Origin of the sequence: Calditerricola satsumensis, assembly GCF_014646935.1 — a bacterium.
Taxonomy (GTDB): Bacteria; Bacillota; Bacilli; order Calditerricolales; family Calditerricolaceae; genus Calditerricola; species Calditerricola satsumensis.
The window spans coordinates 1-19,507 of the sequence record NZ_BMOF01000045.1; the positions used below are offsets into that span (position 1 = coordinate 1).

A 19,507-nucleotide genomic window follows, 5' to 3' on the forward strand; every position below is an offset into this window, starting at 1 on the left:
TTGGGTCAAGGAGCAGCTGCGAGACGTCTACCGCGCCTCCAATCGAGACGAAGCCGCAGCCATCTTGGACCGCGTGATCTTTGAGACCCAGTCGGCAAGCGATGCCGCGCTCATGCAGTGGGGACGCACGCTCCGCCGCTGGCGCGAGGCGATTCTGGCCTACCACACCTGGCGTGTTTCAAACGGCTACACGGAGGGCGTTCACACCAAGATCAAGCTGCTCAAACGAATCAGCTACGGGTTCCGCAACCGCGAAATCTATGTGCGGAAGATGCTCCTCGCTTTTATGCCCTTGGCTTGGTTGACCTCACATCCACAGTTATTGACTTAGAGCCGTGGCAAGCTTGCGATTTTGTGCTATCATAGGGGTACTACCTCCTGATTTTCGTGGTGGTGGGTGCTTCTTCTGACACCACCACGATATCAGGAGGTTTTCATTTGCTCAAACCCCCGCATGTTTCATTACAGGAATGCTCTTGCAACGAGTCAGTCTTCTGCAACCGGCTGACGAGCGTGAGCAAGACGGTGACGTAAGGACTTTCAATCCTCTTGCAACGAGTCAGTCTTCTGCAACGAGCGCGAAGAGGACGACGAGAACACGGCCGCGGCCGGCGGCTTTCAATCCTCTTGCAACGAGTCAGTCTTCTGCAACGACTGAAGATGCCGTTAAAGCATTCCAAAAGGCTAACTTTCAATCCTCTTGCAACGAGTCAGTCTTCTGCAACGCTGACGGACGACCAGCTTGCTCAATACGTCGCGCTGCTTTCAATCCTCTTGCAACGAGTCAGTCTTCTGCAACGAAGCCCAGCCGGGGAGGAGTGCAGGTGGTGGAAATCTTTCAATCCTCTTGCAACGAGTCAGTCTTCTGCAACGGCTCTTTGGTGCGATGCCGATCTCCCGTGGCTGGTTGACTTTCAATCCTCTTGCAACGAGTCAGTCTTCTGCAACACGTGTCCCCGTCGATCACGCGAGATACGATGACACTTTCAATCCTCTTGCAACGAGTCAGTCTTCTGCAACCACAACCACGATCGTAGGCAAGGTCGTGGGAGAACCGGCTTTCAATCCTCTTGCAACGAGTCAGTCTTCTGCAACGGTGAGTATGCCCCTGGCAGATACGGGCTGCGGGTCGTCTTTCAATCCTCTTGCAACGAGTCAGTCTTCTGCAACTCGAAATATCCTGCCGCGTTTGCTAGATGAACTCGAAACTTTCAATCCTCTTGCAACGAGTCAGTCTTCTGCAACGCGCCGCGTGCTGGAGCGCATTGCCCAGGAGATCAACAGCACCTTTCAATCCTCTTGCAACGAGTCAGTCTTCTGCAACACCTTTTCCGCTGGCACCCATCGCACGCAGTCAACCTTTCAATCCTCTTGCAACGAGTCAGTCTTCTGCAACCAGAACCTGTTGCGTGAGATAGCAGGATACATCTCTTTCAATCCTCTTGCAACGAGTCAGTCTTCTGCAACGACGAGCCCGGTGTCGGCCGGCAGGTAGTTAGCCCCGCTTTCAATCCTCTTGCAACGAGTCAGTCTTCTGCAACGTTGGACGTAACCGGCACAAAAATCAATGGTGTTGCTTTCAATCCTCTTGCAACGAGTCAGTCTTCTGCAACGGTATGCGCCGACTTTGAACGAACTGTCCCAAGCTCTCTTTCAATCCTCTTGCAACGAGTCAGTCTTCTGCAACGTGGAATTGCGTGCCCATCTGCGGCGGCGTTCACGTACCTTTCAATCCTCTTGCAACGAGTCAGTCTTCTGCAACTATAGCGAACCGCTGATAAAACACCTCGATGTCGCGCCTTTCAATCCTCTTGCAACGAGTCAGTCTTCTGCAACAGACGCGGCAGTATAGTCGTAATACGTACCGTTTACCTTTCAATCCTCTTGCAACGAGTCAGTCTTCTGCAACCTGCCCTTGCGCAATATGATTACCCGACGCTAAGGGCGCCTTTCAATCCTCTTGCAACGAGTCAGTCTTCTGCAACGGACTCGAACACGACCGCCGAGAGCGGGAGAAGCGGCGCTTTCAATCCTCTTGCAACGAGTCAGTCTTCTGCAACTTCAGCGCGCGCTTCAGGGGATGAGCGAAGTAGCAACTTTCAATCCTCTTGCAACGAGTCAGTCTTCTGCAACGGGGTCTGGCGATTTTTGGTTCGCGATCTCGTTAATCTTTCAATCCTCTTGCAACGAGTCAGTCTTCTGCAACGGGAGCCTTGACGCGGCCAAGGCGGCCCGCAAGATGCTTTCAATCCTCTTGCAACGAGTCAGTCTTCTGCAACCGATGTCGGTGAGCCGTGAAAGCCTTGTCTTGTCTGGGATTTTACCATATACCCCCGCTCGTTGCCAAGATTTTTTTCGAAAATGACCGGTTTGCACGAAAACCGGGGGTCAGCCACGAAAAATTGTTAACTTCTTTTTTATTAGTGTTAACAAATATCCCCGAACGTATCAGTACATCTGAACCCTGGTGAAATAAAAAACGCCCCTTGCGAGCGCAAGGGACGTTTGAAAACACGAATGCCAATTTTCAGAAGCAATCGACCAACCGTTTGGCTTGAGCGGGACTTTCCTCAAACGCGCCGGACGCATCATCGAGATCGTTGCAATAGCGGCGCATCTCGCAGCTAAAGCAGCGGGCACGGGATCGCGGCTCGGGAAAAATTTCCCGTTCCACCATGGTGCGCATCATGGTGAGCATGCGCCGGATGTGGGTGCGCAGCCCCTCGGTAATGGGAACGTTGTGGGCACGCTTCTCCGGGATGATATACAGAAAGGCCTTGTGCACCGGGGTGCCCGTCACTTCTTCAAGGGCCATGGCGTACGCCGCCAGTTGGTATTTGAAATTGTTCCGTACGCCGCTGGCCGTATCTTTGCATTCGACGGGGTAATACCGCTGGCCGTTGGCGTTCGGCGCTTCGGCATCGATGACGAGGTCAATCTTTCCGCGCAGGCCCAGTTTTTCGGCATAAACCGGCACATGGTAGTGGCGCGATCCCTCAACCAAGCCGTAGGCGGCAAAGCCGCGCCGCTTTTCCCGGGCGTTGTGCTCGTCGTGCAGGGTGCGCGCGTGCTCCATCGTCGGTGTCGGCGCCTTTGGCACCGGTTGCACGTACGTGAAATAGACGTAGCGGGGGCAAAAGACAAACTGCTTGATATCCGAGACGCGAAACATCATGAACACCGCCCCCTCATCCTATAACGCTTCCGACTCCAGCTTCACGATCCCGGCCCGACAGGCTTCGCACACCGGGACGATGATGACATTGCCCTGCCCTTGGCGAAGCAAGCGGACCATCGCCCGCTCGAGATCGCGCAAGCGGGTTCGCGGCAATCGCCCGTAGAACGAGCTGTATTGCACGCGGACCAGGCCGTAATCCTTGCACGTCTCGGCAACGCGGTTGCGAATTTTGTCTTCGGAGATGTCGTAGATGAGCAAATGATGCATCCTCACCACTTCCCCCGAAACGGACGGTACGGCTTTCCGTCTCGCAAAAACGAGGCCAGCGCGCGCGCTTGCAGCTGGATGATCGTCTTGAGGCGGTGGCGCTGCCCGTTGTAAAGCTCGCGCTGATCAAAACGTTCCAGAAGGCGTTCCTTCAACAGCCGGCGCGTTTCTCTCTCGAGGGAAATGCGCCCCTCTTCCTCCACCAGCCGCGGCTTCAATCCGCGCCTGAGCAGCGCGACGATGACGCGGTCCACAAGCGGACGGAATTCTTCCATTAAGTCAAACCGGAGCGATTCGCGCCCCGAACGATCGGTGTGCAGAAAGCCGCCGTAGGGGTCAAGCCCCGCGCGCAAGATGCCGCCCATGACCACGCTGCCCAAGAGCCCGTACCCGTAATTGAGCATCAGGTTGACGGGATCCGTCGGGTCCCACACCTGCCGGCCGGGAAACGCCACCCGGTCGCGCAGCAAGGCGGCAACGCCCCGCCAATAGGCCTGTGCCGCGAGGGCTTCGGCGTTGAGCAGATCCGGGCGAACCTCTTCCAAACAGGCCCCGTCCAACTCGATCAGGCGCTGGCGATGACGCCCAATTTCCGCAATGGCCAGCTCGACTTCGCGGTGCAGCCGTGCGTCCTCCACGCCGCGCAGAAAGTACTTCAGGGTGTTCACCTGGTTGTCCAGCTTGCCCACCAAAAAGCCCTTGACCGCCTGCACCCCGCGCCGGTCGCCCAGGGCGGCAAACTGCTCCCGCCGCGTTTTCACCGTGCCGTGCAGCCCCGGCGCATACAGAACGGCATAAGGCTGATGCCGGTAGTCGGTAAAGTGCACGAGCACGCCGTGTTCGCTGCACAACTCCAGCGCATCCGACGTGATGGCCACCCCGCGCGACAGCACCACCACGTCCTCCACATCGAGCACCGGGTATTCGCCCACCACTTCGCCCCGCTTTTTGACCACCAGCCGCTTGCTCGTCTTCCCGATGCTGACGCCGTGTTCGTCCACAATGAGCGATGGCAAGGAAAACGCCCCCTTTCTCCGTCTCCCGTAACAGGATCGACGGAGAATCGGGGGCTTAAACGTGCGCGGCTACTTGCGGCTTGTCGCGACGTTCACCCGCCGGTAGTGGCTGTAGCCGCGCGACGAGGCGACCAACCGATAGGGGATGGCCGTCGGCACAAAGACGCGGTCTTTGCCGATGCGCAGCCGCTCATCGGAATAGGTGTTGACGCGGTCAAAGGTGGCCGACGGGCCCACATCGTCGAGGGGCTGGAAGACGACGTTGAGCGTCAGCGTGGAGCGGCTGTTGTCGAGGACGTGCCAGGTGAAGGAAGGCGGCAGCTCGGCCAGCTCCTCGACGCCGCAAAATTGCACGAAACTGCCGCGCTTTCCCAGGTACTGGACATGGGCGAGCAGCCGCACCAGCTCCTCACGCTTGTCCCCCACCTCGGCCAGGCGGAAGGCGATGCGCAAGCGGCCGCGGAAGAAGGCGTACTCCCGGTAGGCAATGGTGGAATCAAAGGCCCGGCCCGATTTCTTGTCGTGGGGCTCGCGCAACACCTTGACAAAGGTGTGGTTCACCACCGCTTCCTCCGGGGGCTCGAGGTAGATCGTGAGGGGCTTGACCCAGGTAAAGACCGCTTCCCCATCCAAACCGCTGCGGAAGGCGGCTTCCACCAAGGCCAGCTTGATGCTGTAGGGCGTCGGCACCAGGTTGGTGCGCGCCCCCGAGCTGGTGGCCATCGAGCTTTTTTGCGAGAAGAGCGCGGTGGGCCGATACGTGGCAACCAACCACACGGCGTCACGCCTCCACGTCCAGCGTTTCGATCAGCTCGGCCATGTGGGCGGCAAACTCGCTGAGCGACGCAAAGGCCCGCGTGGCGACGGCGCCGGGATACAGGCGGTTGAGCTGCTCGGCGATGCCCTCGATTTCGCGGCGGTAGTCCGACGACAGGGCGCTGATCGTTGGCGCCGGAACCGAGGCGGTGGAGGTGGTCAGCACCCCTTCAAAGCCGAGGATGTGGGGATTTTGCGTGTTCCGCTGGGCCCCGCGCGGGTGAACAAAGGTGAAGAGCACGCTTTCCAAAAGCGCCTGGGCGCGTGCCTTGCGCTCGTCGGCGGGCAGCGCGTAGGTGCGCGTGACGTCGTTGTAGCCGACGCGGCCGAGCTCCACGTGCAGCACCACGGCATACTGGCCCGAGCTGGCCGGCCGGTAGAAGATGTTCTGCCCGGTGTTGGCTCCGCTTTCGTCACCCGAACCCGCCCGGCGTCCGGTGTCGTATTTCACATGGAAATATTGTTCCGTCCGCGTGCGCTCGGGCACGCCCACGAGCCAGCCAAATTCCACCAGCGACTTGCGCGGAACCGACCGTTCGCCGCGCGTGATGAGCACGCCTTCGATGTCGTCGATGACGCAGCGCTCAAGCACGCGGTTGGTGATCTCGGCCAGATCCTTCGTCTTGCCTAGCTCGGCAAAGAAGGCCTCGTCGGCGTTGATGCGGTTGGCGTCGAAGGTTTGGCAGCCGCCACAGAGGGGCAAACCCTTTTCGCGGGCAACGTGGTAGAGGTGCTCGGCCTGGATGTGTTTCAGCATGTCGCCCGAGATGGCGTTCACCACCGCCAGCTCGCCGGTTTCGGTGGTGATGTGCACCATCCGCGTGTGCAGGTGGTTGCCCTCGGCCCCTTCGTTGTTCAGGGCGTGCATGTCGAGGGTGATGAGTCCGCTGATGGACAGGGAACGGATGTTCATACATCTGCGCCTCCTTCTGGGATTGCAAGATGATCGCGTCACGCCTCGTCAATGGGGACGGTGTATACGTCCGCGTCGTCGGCCGCTTCCCCCGTTGCCGCTTCAACTGCCGCCTCGCCCTCGGCGGTGCGATCCTCCCGCGATGACGCGTACGCGATGAGGAGCAGCGCAAGGGCCTCGCTGTGCTGCCGGTGGGCGTCAAACAGGGCCACAAACTGCTCGACCTCGCCGGTGGTAATGTTGGGCCGGCGCCGCCCCCCTTGGCCTTTGCGGGCCAGCTGTTCCTCACGCCGCGCGTTTTCGCGGTTGTACTCGGCCACGAAGTCCATCACGATGGCCAGCAGCTGATCCGGGAAGCGGGCGTGCTGCTTGAGCTTCTGGAACAGGTCGTAGTGGATGGCAAACACCTGCTGCCCGCGGGCCTTGTGATACTGTTCCGCCACCGTGGCCAGGCGCATGGCCTTGGCAATGGCCTGGAAACCCGGGTTGCGCACGATCTCCGCGTAGTGGGGGTATCCCTTCACAACCAGCACCTCCAACAGGCTTTGTTTTGGAGAAGGCATGGACGCGGCACGCTGAGCGGCCCGCTCGCGGGCGCGAAAGAGCGTCATGCCGTACCCGGCAAAGAAAAGGAGCAACGCGCGCCAGTCGCCGCCGGAGACGAAATCGCGGTACGCTTCCAGCAGTTCCGCCTCTTCCGCCTTTTCCTCATCGAGGGCGCGCACGAGGCGCAAGTGTTCCTCCAGCAGGTTCATCCAGGCCTCCACGTCATCGGCGGTGCGGACGGGGAACCAACCGGGCAAGCCGATGAAGGAGAGGTTCATCAGGGCTCGCCCGCTGCCCAGGGACTTGAAATAGGCCGCCTGCACGCCGCGAATCACGTCGCGTGGCGTCCAGTCGCCCGCCTCCACATGGTGAAGGAGGAGCTTGGCCAGCTCCAACGCGGACTGAATGTCGAGAAGGATCGAACCGTAGCGAAAACGCTGCGAAAGGGCGCGAAATTCCCGGATCAGCACCTGTTCAAGCACCGCGGCATCAACGCGTCCGGGTACGACGGCCAGGAACTTGTAGTCCTCCCCGAGTCCGTACGCGCACAGCCCCGCTTCCACGCCCAAATAGCGCAGGTACTCCTCAAACCAGTCGGCATAGGTCTTGGGCAGATTGGCCACCGGCGCGCCATCCGGCTTTGGCCGGTTGATGCCCTTGCCCACCGTCGGGTTAAACGCCTGAACAGCCGAAACGACCGGGGAAAAGGCCGTATCCACCGTCCACACCGGAATGCCCTGGGCCATGGCCGCCAGCTTGGCCTTTACCGCCTCGACCAGCTCCTGCGGATGGGCGTTGCGAAAGGCCGCGTGCAACTTGTTGTACGTGCCAAGGGCTTGAAGGACGTTGAGGCTCTGCCACAGCCCCCAATCACTCCGCGGTTGGGCGGCTTCAAGCTGCCGGCGCTCTTCGTCGGACAGCGCGCGGCCGGCGCGCGCCTTTTTGCGCAGATCCCGCCAGGCCACATAGCGGGCCCGCTCCTTTTCGTAATCCAGAAAATCGCTCTCCGGCGCCTGGTCGTCGTCGGCTTTGAGGCGCACGTAGCGATAGCCAGGATTGTGGCGCAGCCGGCCGTAGTCGAGGGCGTCGAGGTCGACCGGCTCCGGAAGGACCACGGCAAAGGCGCCCGGCTCTTCGCGCACCAGCGGGTTTTGGCCCGTCAAGACATACAGGAGGCGCGCCAGGCCAATGGCCGCCAGCGCGTCGCCGTACCCGCCGCTGCGCTTCCACAGCGTAAAGGTTTGCGCCTTCATCGTTTTCCCCCTTTCTCGGCTTGCGATTGGCGATCGGCCAGGCGCAGGCGGCGCACCAGGTACCAGTACAAGAGCCACGCCCGATTGTGGGGCATCACGAGGTGTTCGTAAAACCGTTTGGCCTCTTGAAACCGATAGGGAACAAAGGCCGCCCTGGGCAAGCCCAGGCCCCTCAACGTTTTCACGGCGACGGGGAGCGCCTCTTTCATCAGCGTGAAGGGCTGGCGAATCTCCCGCGCCCACGCGCTGTGGTGACGGGCAATGGCCGTCAGGCAGGCGTCGGCACATTCCCGCGCCAGATCGGGATCAGCCAGGTCTTGCCTCACCCGCTCGAGAATCATCTGCTGGGAGATGTAGGCCCCCTCGACGGCATGCCCCACGTGGCCCATCCGGGCGCGCGCCGCGCGATCGTCGGGATTGCGGGGATCGTAGTCGGTGTGGGCCAAGAAGTCCGTCGGCTCCTCGCCACGCCGCTCCCGCTGGTAGCGCCAGAAGCGATCGGCCACTTCCTGTGTCAGCTTGCCCACGTCATGCAAGGCGGCGACCAGTTCGCCCCACGCCTCGAGGGCCTCCGGCGTCACCCCCAGCTGCGCCGCCAGCCGCTCGTGAGCCACGGCGACGCGCGGCGCCTGGGCTTGGTACAGGCGGCGCACCGCCGCCACATGCTCGGCGTAGGTTTCGCGGCAATAGGCATAGGCGTTGTGCCAAAGTTCAGGCTTTGGCGGCCCGTCCGGCGTCTCGAAGCCGCCCGGTTCGCCCAGCACCAGGCCCACGTCGGAATCGTAGGCGGCCACGTCGGGATGGAGGCACAGGAGCACGTGTTGGGCCACCTCATCGGGGCGCTTTACGGGTTCCCACGCGAGAGGCTCCCGAGATCCGTCGGCATCCCCCTCCTCCCGCACCACCAGCCCGTGCACCCACCGGCCAGCCGACACACCGAGGCGCGCGACCAATCCGCGCAGGGCCGATGTTGGGAGAGAAAACCGCTCCACCTGCCGGCTGAGGTCGACAGCCTGGGGATCGCGGCGGACAATCACGCTCACGCTGTCCACGTCGCGCACGAGCTGCCGTAAACGCGCCATCTCGCCGCTCGCCAAAGCGGTGTCGACCTGATTGCGGCGCACTGTCTCCGGCACCTGTTCAAGGCGCCGGCAATCCAGCTCCCCGTGCGCCCGGTTCACCAGCTCAACGGCTGTGTGTTCATCGGCAAAAAACGGGCAACGCGCCTCCAGGTAGGCCTTGGTGCGGGCCATCGCCTCCCGCGCCCACGCCTCGGCATACGGCGCGGCCTCCTCCCGCCCTTGCGCATCGCGCGGCAGGGCGTAGACGCGCACCCGCCCGCGCTGGCCGGGATAGCGGGCACAGCGCCCGGCGCGCTGCAGGAGGGCGTTGGCCGGACACAGCTCAGTGAGCAAAAGCGGCGCCGACACGTCCAGCCCCACCTCGATCACTTGGGTGGCCACCACGAGCACCGAGCGGTCGGGATCGCGCAACGCCGCAAGAAGCGCCGCCTCTTTGGCCGCCCGGTCCGACGGCAAAAATCGGGAATGCAAAAGCAACACCTCGTCGCGGCATTCCCGCGCCGCCAGCGCCTCGCGCACCCCGCGATAAAGCGCCTGGGCCCGCGGAACGGTGTTGGCGATCACCAGCGTCTTGCGCACGCCGCGCTGACCAAGATGCTCGCGAACCACCTCTTCAGGCGTAAGCGGCACACCGGCCCATTCGTACCGGCGCTCAACCGTCCCCACCGCCGGAAGGGCCCGCGCCTCGTCGCCGCTCACCACCTTGACCGCTGCGCCGGTGCGGCGGGCCATCTCCGCCAACACATCGGCCGGCACTGTGGCGGTCATGGCCAAAAAACGGCTGTAGGGCTTCAGGCGATCCACCATGTCGAGAAAGGTGGCCAGGGAGACGTCCGGCTCCAACAGGTGGAGCTCGTCCATGACGATGTACGCACCTAAGAAGGCACCCGGAACAAGGTTGGCCGAGGAGCGCCCGACCGACAGGGCCAGTCCCACATACGCGCTTAAGGCTTGGTCGATGGTGGCAAAGACGATGTCCCCTTCAAAGAGCGGGTCTTCCGGCTGACTGCCGGTCTGGATGGTGATGGAAAGCGGCAGGCCCAGCGCTTCGACGCGCCGCCGCACCGTCTCGTACAGCGTGCGGGCCAGGGTGCGCAGCGGCAGGAGGTAGATGAGACGATCGGCGAAAGGCAGGCCGCGCTGCTTCGCGTACAAGAACGGAAACACCGCCGTCCACGTCTTCCCCGACCCCGTCGGCGCCGACAGGATCACGTTTTCCCCCGCCAACAGCCGCTCGGCCGCTTCAATTTGAAAGGGATGCGGCGCGGAAACCCCAGTCAGTTCGGGAAAGGCTTCGCGGAGGCTGGCGCGCACGGCTCCTCCCCCCTCTTGGTTTGCCGGTCTACATGGCCAACCGTCGGCATCCCGGAACCCGCCTCTCCTTCCTCAACCGACACGGCGATTTTCCCCAGCCCGAACACGGCGTTTTTGCCGAGGTGCACCCACTCGGCGAGGCGAAGCCACGGCACCACGTCGGCAATTCCTTCTCCTGCGTACTCGGCCCAGCCGACAATGCCGCCCAGTTTCATCCGCTCGCGATGCCGATTTGAATACCGCTCCCAGTCGAGCCAATGGATCTCCTGCGCCACGAGACGCACGGTGCGATCCACGCGATCAAGCAAGGAACGGACATTTGTAGGCGGCTCCTCGCCCTGGTGGAAAACGAGGAGGGCCGACACGCGCCGCAGCAACGCGCGCACGAGGAGCGACATCTCCGGCTTGTCCACCAAATGCCCGTCCCGTTGCAAACGCGTTGGCGTGACAAAGGAAAGGCGCAGGCGCTGGGGATGGCCAGCGGACGCCGGCTCGGCCAAATCGGCACCCGTAACGGTCACCACATGCGCCGTCGCCAGCTGCTGCGTTTCCCCGTTGAACACGAGGGGACCAAGGGTGCCGTCGGCGCGAACGCTGGCGATGGCTTCAAGATGAAACCGCCCCCGCCGTGCCCCCAATCCACGTCGGCCCATCTCCACAAGGGCAAAGGCCACATGGGGGACATACGCGACGCCGCGCCCAAAGAGCACAATGTCCAATTCCAACGCATCACCCGGGTCGTACGCGGTGCGCACGTCATCGGGCGGCTCGATCACGTAGGGGCGCGGAACGTTTTGGTACGTGCCCATCCACGTTCCTACGTCAGGTGGGGCCGTTTCAAAGATGTAGGCATAGGCACATGAGGAAAACAGCGGACAAGGGCGGCAGGCGAAGGATTCAGGATAGGCGCACGCGATGCGGCGGAAGGCATGGCCAAAGGCACCGCGCAAGGTTGACCCCTTGTACGGCGGAAGGGGCACCGGTTCGGTCGCCCGCATCCGCGCACGCAGGCGGACCATCCGCAGGCGAGCGGCGCGGGACCAATCGGACGAAAACATGCCGACTACCTCCGACATGGGAAGGAATTGGACGGCAATGCAGCGAATCCATAGGAAAAGCCTTCTATTTCGAGTCTACATGGCCGGGTTCGTTTCGTCAAGTATATTGTTATCTAGGACAAAAAGACGTTCCTGCATTTGCCCATTGGAAAATGTGACGACCTGGGCGGCGATCCTCTTGAAGCGAGGCAAAAAGGCTGCCCAGGCCGTCGTCAATTGCTATCTCTTTCAATCCTCTTAGCGCCTCCTGACGCGTACGTCGCATGTCCGGCTTGTTGCGACGCCGCCTTATGAGGCTCGAGTCTGTTCTCCAGTGTACCATAGGGGAAGACAACGAACAAACCGCCTCTTGCTCCCGCGCATGGCCCCTTCGGTCAGTCTGCCGACACACCCATCTTCCAGCCGATTCACGTGCACCCCCTATTGACAAAATTCGACCTTTTTTGCTATGATTCATCACGGTTTCACGGCAAATGTTTATTCGTTTAATTCATTTCCCAAAATTTTATTCAAAAATTTTATTACACTTTTCAGAAAGGGGGGACAATGCTGCCAAGAAGAATGCCCTCAACATAGACGCGGAAACAGTCAAGAATCATGGAGACACATAATCCCGCCAACAGCGGAACAGCCTAACGATGAAAGAAGCGTGTTCCCGCTTTCGGCATCCATCCATCGCCATCATCCCAAGCGGAGGGATCGTCGATGAGCTTATGGCGCAAAAAGCCGATTGAACGGTTGATTCAGGAGAGCGAAAAAACGTCCCTCAAGCGGGCCTTGTCTGCTTTCGATCTCACCCTGCTGGGCATCGGGGCCATCATCGGGACGGGGATTTTTGTCTTGACCGGTGTCGCTTCGGCGGAATACGCCGGTCCGGCGCTGGTGCTGTCCTTCATCCTGTCCGGCTTGGCCGCCGCCTTTGCCGCGTTGTCGTATGCGGAGTTCGCGTCGACTGTCCCCGTTTCGGGCAGTGTGTACACCTACACCTACGCCACATTGGGCGAATTCCTGGCCTGGATCATCGGCTGGGTCCTCATTCTGGAGTACACGTTGGCCGTCAGCGCCGTGGCCGTCGGATGGTCCGGCTATTTCCAGTCCCTGTTGAACGGCTTTGGGCTGGGCCTGCCGGAGTATCTGATCAAGAATCCCGCTGAGGGTGGCCTCGTCAACCTTCCGGCGGTTCTGATCATCCTGTTCATCACGTGGCTTTTGGCCCGCGGCGTGAAGGAAAGCGCCCGGTTCAACAACTTGATCGTATTCTTGAAGGTTGCCATCGTGCTCCTGTTCATCCTTGTCGGCGCCTTCTACGTGAAGCCGGAAAACTGGACGCCGTTCATGCCCTTCGGTTGGTCGGGCGTGTTTACGGCTGCGGCGGTGGTCTTCTTCGCCTACGTGGGCTTTGACGCCGTGGCCACGGCGGCGGAAGAGGTGCGCAACCCCAAGCGCGACCTGCCCATTGGCCTCATCGGTTCCCTGGCCGTCTGCACCATTCTCTACGTGATCGTCGCCGCCGTGCTCAACGGCATGGTGCCGTACACCAAGCTGAACACGTCCGCACCGGTGGCCTTTGCCCTCGAGCAGGTCGGCCAAAACTGGCTCGCCGGCATCATCTCGGCGTCGGCGGTCATCACCATCACCACGGTGATGCTTGTGATGGCCTACGGGCAGACGCGGATCTTCTTCGCCATGTCCCGCGACGGCCTCCTGCCGCGCGTCTTCTCCCGCGTCCATCCGCGCTACAAGACGCCGCACATCAACACGTGGATCACGGGCCTGGTGGCCGCCGGTCTGGCCGGGTTCATTCCGCTTGGCCGTCTGGCCGAGCTGGTGAACATGGGAACCCTCACGGCCTTCGTGCTCATCCAGATCGGCGTGATCATCCTGCGCCGCACGCAGCCCGATCTGCCGCGGCCGTTCCGCGCCCCGGGCGTTCCGGTCACGCCGATTCTGGGTGCCCTGTGCGCCCTCTTCCTTATGGGCAACCTGCCTGGAATTACATGGATGGCCTTCTTCATCTGGCTCGTGATCGGACTGGCCGTCTACTTCCTCTACGGCTACCGGAACAGCAAGCTGGCCAACGCCTATCCGGAAGCCAGCGAAAAAGTGTCGTGACACGGCATCACCGGCCACGATTAGCGAGGAGGGCGGATGCGTTCCGCCCTCCTTTCTTGTTGGCTTATCGATTCAGGAAGGCGGCTTCCGCCCATTGGCGGCAGCCGCCCTTTGTGCTGCGCTCCCTCGCGCCGCTTACGACACGTACCGCTCGGCCTCCAGCACCCGTGCGGCGATCTGCCGCTTGAGGGCCACGGCATTGAGCGGCGTGCGGCGCACCAGCTTGCGCAGCACAGCCAGCTGGGCGCGCAGGGCGTCGCCCTCTTCCAGGGCCGCCAGCGCAGTGCGCCCGATGCGCTCGAGCTTGTCGAAGGCGTCCTGCACATAAGCCTGGGTGTAGGCCACCTTGAGCGCCGCCTTCTCCAGCCCGTCGCGGGCGATGGCCTTCTGGGCCCGCAACAGAGCGCTTTCCATGGCGAAAACCTCAATGACGCAGTCGGCCACCGCGGCGAGGAGCTCCTGTTCCCGCTCGAGGGCCTGCTGGTGCTTTTGCACCGCGAGGCCAGATAGGAAGAGGAACAGCTTCTTGGCCCGCCGCACGAGGTCGGCTTCGCGCTCCAGGGGCGCATCGCCCGGCTCCGTCGGCACGAACGCCACGAGCTCCTGCTGCAGGGCCTGGGCCGCCGGCAGAAGGGCCAGCTCGCCCCGAAGGGCCTTCTTCACCAGCATGTCGGGAATGAGCAGGCGATTGATCTCGTTGGTGCCCTCGAAGATGCGGTTGATGCGCGAGCCGCGGTACAGGTTCTCGATCTCGTATTCGCGCATGTAACCATAGCCGCCGTGGATCTGCACGCCCTCGTCAACGATGAAGTCCAGGGCCTCGGTGGCGAAGACCTTGTTCACCGAGCATTCCACGGCGTAGTCGGCGATGGCCTTGGCCGCCGTCTGCCCGTCGGCGTCGGCCGGCAGCACCCCCAGGGCGCCGTCAAAGAGTCCCGCCGTGCGGTAGACCATGCTCTCCATCACATAGGTGCGGATGGCCATGTCGGCCAGCTTCTGCTGGATGAGCGGGAACGAGGCGATCGGCCGGCCGAACTGCTTGCGCTGCTTGGCGTACTGGGCCGACAGCTCCACGGCCCGCTTGGCCGACCCGACGCAGCCCGCCGCCAGCTTCCAGCGGCCGATGTTCAGGATGTTGAAGGCGATGACGTGGCCGCGCCCCACCTCGCCGAGGAGGTTTTCCACCGGCACGCGGGCGTCCTGGAGGATGAGCGTCCGCGTCGAGGAGCCCTCGATGCCCATCTTCTTCTCCTCCGCCCCGGTGGAGACGCCCGGGAACGCGCGCTCGACGATGAAGGCGGAGAACTTGTCGCCGTCCACCTTGGCGTAGACGACGAAGACGTCGGCAAAACCGGCGTTCGTGATCCACTGCTTCTCGCCGTTCAGAATGTAGTGCGTTCCGTCCGGGCTCAGCGTGGCCGTCGTCTTGGCCCCCAGCGCGTCGGAGCCGGAGCCGGGCTCGGTGAGGGCGTAGGCGGCGATCTTCTTGCCCGCGGCCAGATCCGGCAGGTACTTCTTCTTTTGCGCTTCGGTGCCGAAGAAGACGATGGGCAGGGTACCGATGCCCACGTGGGCCCCGTAGGTGAGGGAGAAGGACCGGGCGCGAGCAAATTTCTCGGTGACGATCGTCGTGCTGATCTTGTCCAGCCCGAGCCCGCCGTAGGCCTCGGGCACGTCGCCGCCGAGAAGGCCCAGCTCGCCGGCCTTGCGCATCAGGGCAACGGACGTGGCAAAGTCGTGGTCCTGCTCGATGCGGTCGATCACCGGCAGCACCTCGTTTTCCACAAACTCTTCCGTGGTGCTGGCGATCATCTTGTGCTCCTCGGTGAAATCCTCCGGCGTAAACACGGCCTGCGGGTCCGTCTCCTCGATGAGGAAGGACGCCCCCTTCACCCGTTCGGTCATGGCCCGTTCCTCCGATTTCGTCGTCATGTGCGCTCCTCCTTTTCAACGTATTCGCGCCGGCTTGCGGTCATGCGACGCGCCGACACACCCGTCGTGGCCCTCTCCGCTTACGGCAGCGCCTCAAAGACGCCCGCGGCGCCCATGCCGCCGCCGATGCACATCGACACGACACCGTAGCGCCCCTTGCGCCGGGCCAGCTCGTACAGCAGCGTCACCGTCTGGCGCGCCCCCGTGCAGCCCAGCGGGTGGCCCAGGGCGATGGCCCCGCCGTTGACGTTGACGCGCTCTTCATCCAGTTCCAGGGCGCGGATGCAGTGGACGGCCTGGGAGGCGAAGGCCTCGTTCAGCTCGATCAGGTCGACGTCCTGCTGGCGCACGCCGGCCAGCTTCAGGGCCTTGGGGATCGCCTCCACCGGCCCCACGCCCATGATGTCGGGGTCGACGCCGGCCACGGCGAAGGAGCGGAACACGCCAAGGGGCTTTACGCCCAGCTCCTCGGCCTTCTCCGCCGCCATCACCACCACCGCCGCGGCGCCGTCGCTGGTTTGCGAGGCGTTGCCCGCCGTCACCGTGCCGTCAACGGCGAAAACCGGCTTGAGCCGGGCCAGCGCTTCCAGCGACGTGTCGGGGCGGACACCTTCGTCGGTGTCAAAGAGCCGCGTGCGTTCCACGAGGCGCCCGTCCTCGTCCACCCCGCGCTCCGGCACCTCGACGGGGACGATTTCGTCGCGGAAGCGCCCCTCGGCGATGGCCGCCGCCGCGCGCCGGTGGCTGCGCAGGGCAAAGGCGTCCTGGTCCTCGCGGGTGATGCCGAAGCGGCGCGCCACCCGTTCGGCGGTGTGGCCCATGCTCATGTACACCTCGGGGAAGTGGTCGACGAGGTACGGGTTGGGCGACACCTTGTTCCCCGTCATCGGCACCAGGCTCATGCTCTCCACGCCTCCGGCCACAATCACGTCGGCAAAACCGCACATGATGCGCTGCGCGGCGTCGGCAATGGCCTGCAGGCCGGAAGAGCAGAAGCGGTTGACCGTCACCCCCGGCACGGTGGTGGGCAGCCCGGCGCGCAGGGCGATGATGCGGGCGATGTTGAGGCCCTGCTCCGCCTCGGGAATGGCACAGCCGAAGATGACGTCGTCGACCGCTTCGGGCTTGAGGCCCGGCACGCGGGCGAGGGCCTCGCGGACGACGAGGGCCCCCAGGTCGTCGGGGCGCACATGGCGGAGCGCGCCCTTCTTGGCCTTGCCGATGGGCGTGCGCACCGCGGCAACAATCACGGCTTCGCGCATGGGTCCGTTCCCTCCTTTGGTCTCGTGCGGTTGGCGGTCCGGCGGCTCGCGCGTCCCGATCGACGCGCAAACCCTGACCGTCAGTTGCGCAGCGGCCGGCCGGTGGCCAAGAGGTGCTGCATGCGCTGCTGGGTCTTCGGCTCGCCGAGCAGGCTGAGGAAGGCCTCCCGCTCGAGGTCGAGAAGGTACGACTCGGGCACCTCCGTCCCCGCCGGCACGCGGCCGCCGGCCAGCACGTGGGCCAGCTTCTCGGCGATCTTCAGGTCGTGGTCGGAGATGTGGCCGCTCTCGCGCATGGCCAGGGCCCCCAATTTCAGCACGGCGTAGCCGCTCTCGCCCACCACGCGGATCCGCCTGGGCTGCGGCGGCACATAGCCGCGCGCGGCCAGCTCGAGGACGCGCCGCTTGGCCGCGGCGAGCAGGTGGTCGCCGTTGACGGTGATCCCGTCGGCCTCGCGCAGGAAGCGGCGCTTTTTCGCCTCCTTGGCGCTCGAGGAAACCTTGGCCAGGGCGATCGTCTCAAACACCGCGTTGACAAGGGGCTGCAGGTCGACGTCCGCGCCCTCCGGCACCGCCTCCAGGTAGCGCAACAGCAGCTCCTTGCAACCGCCGCCGGCCGGGATGACGCCGACCCCGGTCTCCACCAGGCCCATGTACGTCTCCGCCGCCGCCTCGATGCCCGCCGCCGGGAGGCAGAACTCCGCCCCGCCGCCGAGGGTCATGCCGAAGGGCGCCGCCACCACCGGCTTCTTGGCGAACTTGATGCGCTGGGTGGCGCGCTGGAACTCGCGGACCATCCAGTCGAGCTCGTCCCAGTTCTCCTCCTGGGCCTCAAACAGCATCAGCGCCACGTTGGCCCCCACGGAGAAGTTCTTGCCCTGGTTGCCGATGACGAGGCCCTCGAAGTTGCGCTCCACCTCGTCGATGGCAATGTGCGTCATCTGCAGGATGTCGCCGCCGATGGCGTTGTTCGGCGAATGGAACTCCAGGCAGGCCACGCCGTCGCCCAGGTCGATGAGGGAGGCGCCGCTGTTTTGGCGGATCACCCGCCCCTGCTCCTTCAGCGCGGCGAGGTTGATCACCTCGGGCTTCTCCTCGATGCCGCGGTACTTGCCCTCCAGCACGTAGAAGGCGCGCCGGCCCTCCTCGCGGGCGTAGAACGTCTTATGGCCGGCGGCGAGCATCGCTTCGACCCACTCGGGGATGGCCTCGCCCTCGGCCTTCATCCGCTCCACCGACCGCGCCACGCCGATGGCGTCCCACGTTTCAAAGGGCCCAAGCTCCCAGCCGAAGCCCCACTTCATGGCGTTGTCGACGGTGTGGAGATCGTCGGCGATCTCTGGAATCTTGGCCGCCGCATAGAGGAGCACCTTCTTCAACACGTTCCATGCGAAGCGGCCCGCCGCGTCGTCGGCGTAGACGAGGGTGCGCAGACGCGTCGGCAGGTCCTTGGCCGCCTTGGCCGCGTCCATTGAAGGCGCTTTCCATTTGCGCCGCGGCCGGTAGGTCATCGTCGCGATGTCGAGGGCCAGGATCTCGCCCTTCTCCTTCTTGTAGAACCCTTGCCCGGCCTTTTCGCCGATCCAGCCCCGCTTCACCATCTCCTCGATGAAGGCGGGCACGGCAAAGGCTTCCCGCTCCGCCGGATCGTCGACGTTGGCGGCCACGTTGCGCGCCACGTTGACGTAGGTGTCGAGCCCCACCACGTCGAGGGTGCGGAAGGTGGCGCTCTTCGGGCGGCCCATGAGCGGCCCGGTGATGCTGTCCACCTCATCCGGGCCCAGCCCGGCACGCAGCATCTCCTGCACCGTCACCTGCAGCCCGTAGACGCCGATGCGGTTGGCGACGAAGTTGACCGTGTCCTTGCACAGGACAACCCCTTTGCCCAGCACGCGCTCGCCGAAGTCGCGCATGAAGGCCACGATCTCCGGCCGCGTGTCGCGGTGCGGGATGATCTCCAAGAGCTTCAGGTAGCGCGGCGGGTTGAAGAAGTGGGTGCCGAGGAAATGCTGGCGGAAGCTGTCCGAGCGCCCCTCGGCCATGGCGTGGATGGAAATGCCCGACGTGTTCGTCGACACGATGCTGTCGGGGCGGCGGTGTTCGTCCACCTTGGCCAGCACCTGGCGCTTGATGTCGAGGTTCTCCACCACCGCCTCGATGATCCAGTCCACCTCGCCCAGCCAGTGGAGGTGGTCCTCCAGGTTGCCCGGCGTGATCCGCTCCACGTCGGCCGGATCGTACAGCGGCGCCGGCTTGGCTTTCAGCAGGCGCGCTTTGGCCTGCGTCGCCAGCCGGTTGCGCACGGCCGGGTGGTCGAGCGTCAGGCCCTTGGCCTCCTCCTCCGGCGTGAGCGATCGCGGCACGATGTCCAGAAGGTAAGTGGAAATGCCCACGTTGGCCAGGTGCGCGGCGATGGCCGCGCCCATCACCCCTGAGCCGATCACCGCCGCTTTCTCGATGCGCCTCATGGCAACGCCCCTCCCCGTGTTGCGTGTCGCCCCAACCGAACGTGCCGCCATCCAGCGACCCTTGTCGTTCATCCGGTTTCATGGGTATGCGCGTTGGGGCAACGATATTTTGAATGAGCATTCATTCACGAATCCCCTATCTATTCTTAACATTACACCAAAACCCAAGCGTCGTCAACTGTGAAGTTCGAATGTTCAGATGCCGAATGGCGCTCCTTTCCTCCAACACTCCCCGGCTCTACGCTAAAAAGTGTGGATGCCAAGAAGGAAAAAGGCGGTCAGCGAGCCAA

General features: G+C 63.3%; 13 protein-coding genes and 1 CRISPR repeat array. Of the genes, 2 read left to right on the forward strand and 11 right to left on the reverse strand.

The annotated features are described in order from the left end of the window. Nucleotides 1-331: transposase (locus IEX61_RS09725; RefSeq protein ID WP_188817804.1), on the forward strand; the 331-nt coding region annotated here is incomplete at its 5' end. Between the two features lie 133 nt (nucleotides 332-464). Next, nucleotides 465-2,279: direct repeats of the CRISPR family, unit length 37 nt; unit sequence CTTTCAATCCTCTTGCAACGAGTCAGTCTTCTGCAAC. A gap of 248 nt (nucleotides 2,280-2,527) precedes the next feature. Here IEX61_RS09725 and cas4 read toward each other — a convergent pair. The 8 genes from cas4 to cas6 form a co-directional block, all read right to left on the reverse strand. After that, entirely contained in the window at nucleotides 2,528-3,175 is a 648-nt protein-coding gene (gene cas4, locus IEX61_RS09730) for a CRISPR-associated protein Cas4 (protein WP_054670338.1), read from the reverse strand. Between the two features lie 18 nt (nucleotides 3,176-3,193). Next, nucleotides 3,194-3,445: a CRISPR-associated endonuclease Cas2 gene (gene cas2 / locus IEX61_RS09735; protein WP_054670336.1), complete on the reverse strand. Its 252-nt coding sequence runs from the start codon at nucleotides 3,443-3,445 to the stop codon at nucleotides 3,194-3,196. A 2-nt stretch (nucleotides 3,446-3,447) separates the two neighbouring features. After that, nucleotides 3,448-4,461, reverse strand: a complete 1,014-nt coding sequence (gene cas1, locus IEX61_RS09740; RefSeq protein WP_188817806.1) for a CRISPR-associated endonuclease Cas1 — start codon at nucleotides 4,459-4,461, stop codon at nucleotides 3,448-3,450. A gap of 69 nt (nucleotides 4,462-4,530) precedes the next feature. After that, nucleotides 4,531-5,238 carry a hypothetical protein gene (locus IEX61_RS09745; RefSeq protein WP_054670326.1) on the reverse strand — a complete coding sequence of 236 codons (708 nt, stop codon included), beginning with the start codon at nucleotides 5,236-5,238 and terminating at the stop codon, nucleotides 4,531-4,533. Nucleotides 5,239-5,242: 4 nt separating this feature from the next. Beyond that, entirely contained in the window at nucleotides 5,243-6,190 is a 948-nt protein-coding gene (locus tag IEX61_RS09750) for a DevR family CRISPR-associated autoregulator (protein ID WP_188817808.1), read from the reverse strand. 38 nt (nucleotides 6,191-6,228) lie between these two features. Further along, complete coding sequence (locus IEX61_RS09755) at nucleotides 6,229-7,989, reverse strand: ferritin family protein (RefSeq protein WP_188817811.1); 1,761 nt, start codon at nucleotides 7,987-7,989, stop codon at nucleotides 6,229-6,231. Further along, nucleotides 7,986-10,385: a CRISPR-associated helicase Cas3' gene (gene cas3, locus IEX61_RS09760; RefSeq protein ID WP_188817813.1), complete on the reverse strand. Its 2,400-nt coding sequence runs from the start codon at nucleotides 10,383-10,385 to the stop codon at nucleotides 7,986-7,988. Before cas3 ends, IEX61_RS09755 begins: the two co-directional genes overlap by 4 nt. Continuing rightward, the gene (cas6, locus tag IEX61_RS09765; protein WP_188817815.1) at nucleotides 10,349-11,443 is read right to left on the reverse strand and encodes a CRISPR system precrRNA processing endoribonuclease RAMP protein Cas6; all 1,095 of its coding nucleotides are present in this window, start codon (nucleotides 11,441-11,443) and stop codon (nucleotides 10,349-10,351) included. Before cas6 ends, cas3 begins: the two co-directional genes overlap by 37 nt. Nucleotides 11,444-12,148: 705 nt before the next feature. Here cas6 and bcaP point away from each other — a divergent pair. Then, nucleotides 12,149-13,555, forward strand: a complete 1,407-nt coding sequence (gene bcaP / locus IEX61_RS09770; RefSeq protein WP_054671859.1) for a branched-chain amino acid transporter BcaP — start codon at nucleotides 12,149-12,151, stop codon at nucleotides 13,553-13,555. A 135-nt stretch (nucleotides 13,556-13,690) separates the two neighbouring features. Here the strand turns inward: bcaP and IEX61_RS09775 are convergent, their stop codons facing one another. The 3 genes from IEX61_RS09775 to IEX61_RS09785 all read right to left on the reverse strand — a co-directional run bounded on the left by IEX61_RS09775 (nucleotide 13,691) and on the right by IEX61_RS09785 (nucleotide 19,217). Then, nucleotides 13,691-15,487 (reverse strand): acyl-CoA dehydrogenase FadE, encoded by a 1,797-nt coding sequence (locus IEX61_RS09775; protein WP_304502869.1) that lies wholly within the window; start codon nucleotides 15,485-15,487, stop codon nucleotides 13,691-13,693. An 80-nt stretch (nucleotides 15,488-15,567) separates the two neighbouring features. Beyond that, a complete protein-coding gene (locus IEX61_RS09780) occupies nucleotides 15,568-16,749 on the reverse strand; it encodes an acetyl-CoA C-acetyltransferase (RefSeq protein ID WP_054671856.1) in 1,182 nt (393 codons plus the stop codon). 80 nt (nucleotides 16,750-16,829) lie between these two features. Then, complete coding sequence (locus tag IEX61_RS09785) at nucleotides 16,830-19,217, reverse strand: 3-hydroxyacyl-CoA dehydrogenase/enoyl-CoA hydratase family protein (RefSeq protein WP_188817817.1); 2,388 nt, start codon at nucleotides 19,215-19,217, stop codon at nucleotides 16,830-16,832. Nucleotides 19,218-19,507 lie beyond the last annotated feature (290 nt).

Coding starts and splice junctions, on each gene's coding strand:
- cas4 (WP_054670338.1), bottom strand. CDS start 3,175: ATGATGTTTCGCGTCTCGGATATCAAGCAGTTTGTCTTTTGCCCCCGC.
- cas2 (WP_054670336.1), bottom strand. CDS start 3,445: ATGCATCATTTGCTCATCTACGACATCTCCGAAGACAAAATTCGCAAC.
- IEX61_RS09750 (WP_188817808.1), bottom strand. CDS start 6,190: ATGAACATCCGTTCCCTGTCCATCAGCGGACTCATCACCCTCGACATG.
- IEX61_RS09755 (WP_188817811.1), bottom strand. CDS start 7,989: ATGAAGGCGCAAACCTTTACGCTGTGGAAGCGCAGCGGCGGGTACGGC.
- cas6 (WP_188817815.1), bottom strand. CDS start 11,443: ATGTTTTCGTCCGATTGGTCCCGCGCCGCTCGCCTGCGGATGGTCCGC.
- bcaP (WP_054671859.1), top strand. CDS start 12,149: ATGAGCTTATGGCGCAAAAAGCCGATTGAACGGTTGATTCAGGAGAGC.
- IEX61_RS09775 (WP_304502869.1), bottom strand. CDS start 15,487: ATGACGACGAAATCGGAGGAACGGGCCATGACCGAACGGGTGAAGGGG.
- IEX61_RS09780 (WP_054671856.1), bottom strand. CDS start 16,749: ATGCGCGAAGCCGTGATTGTTGCCGCGGTGCGCACGCCCATCGGCAAG.
- IEX61_RS09785 (WP_188817817.1), bottom strand. CDS start 19,217: ATGAGGCGCATCGAGAAAGCGGCGGTGATCGGCTCAGGGGTGATGGGC.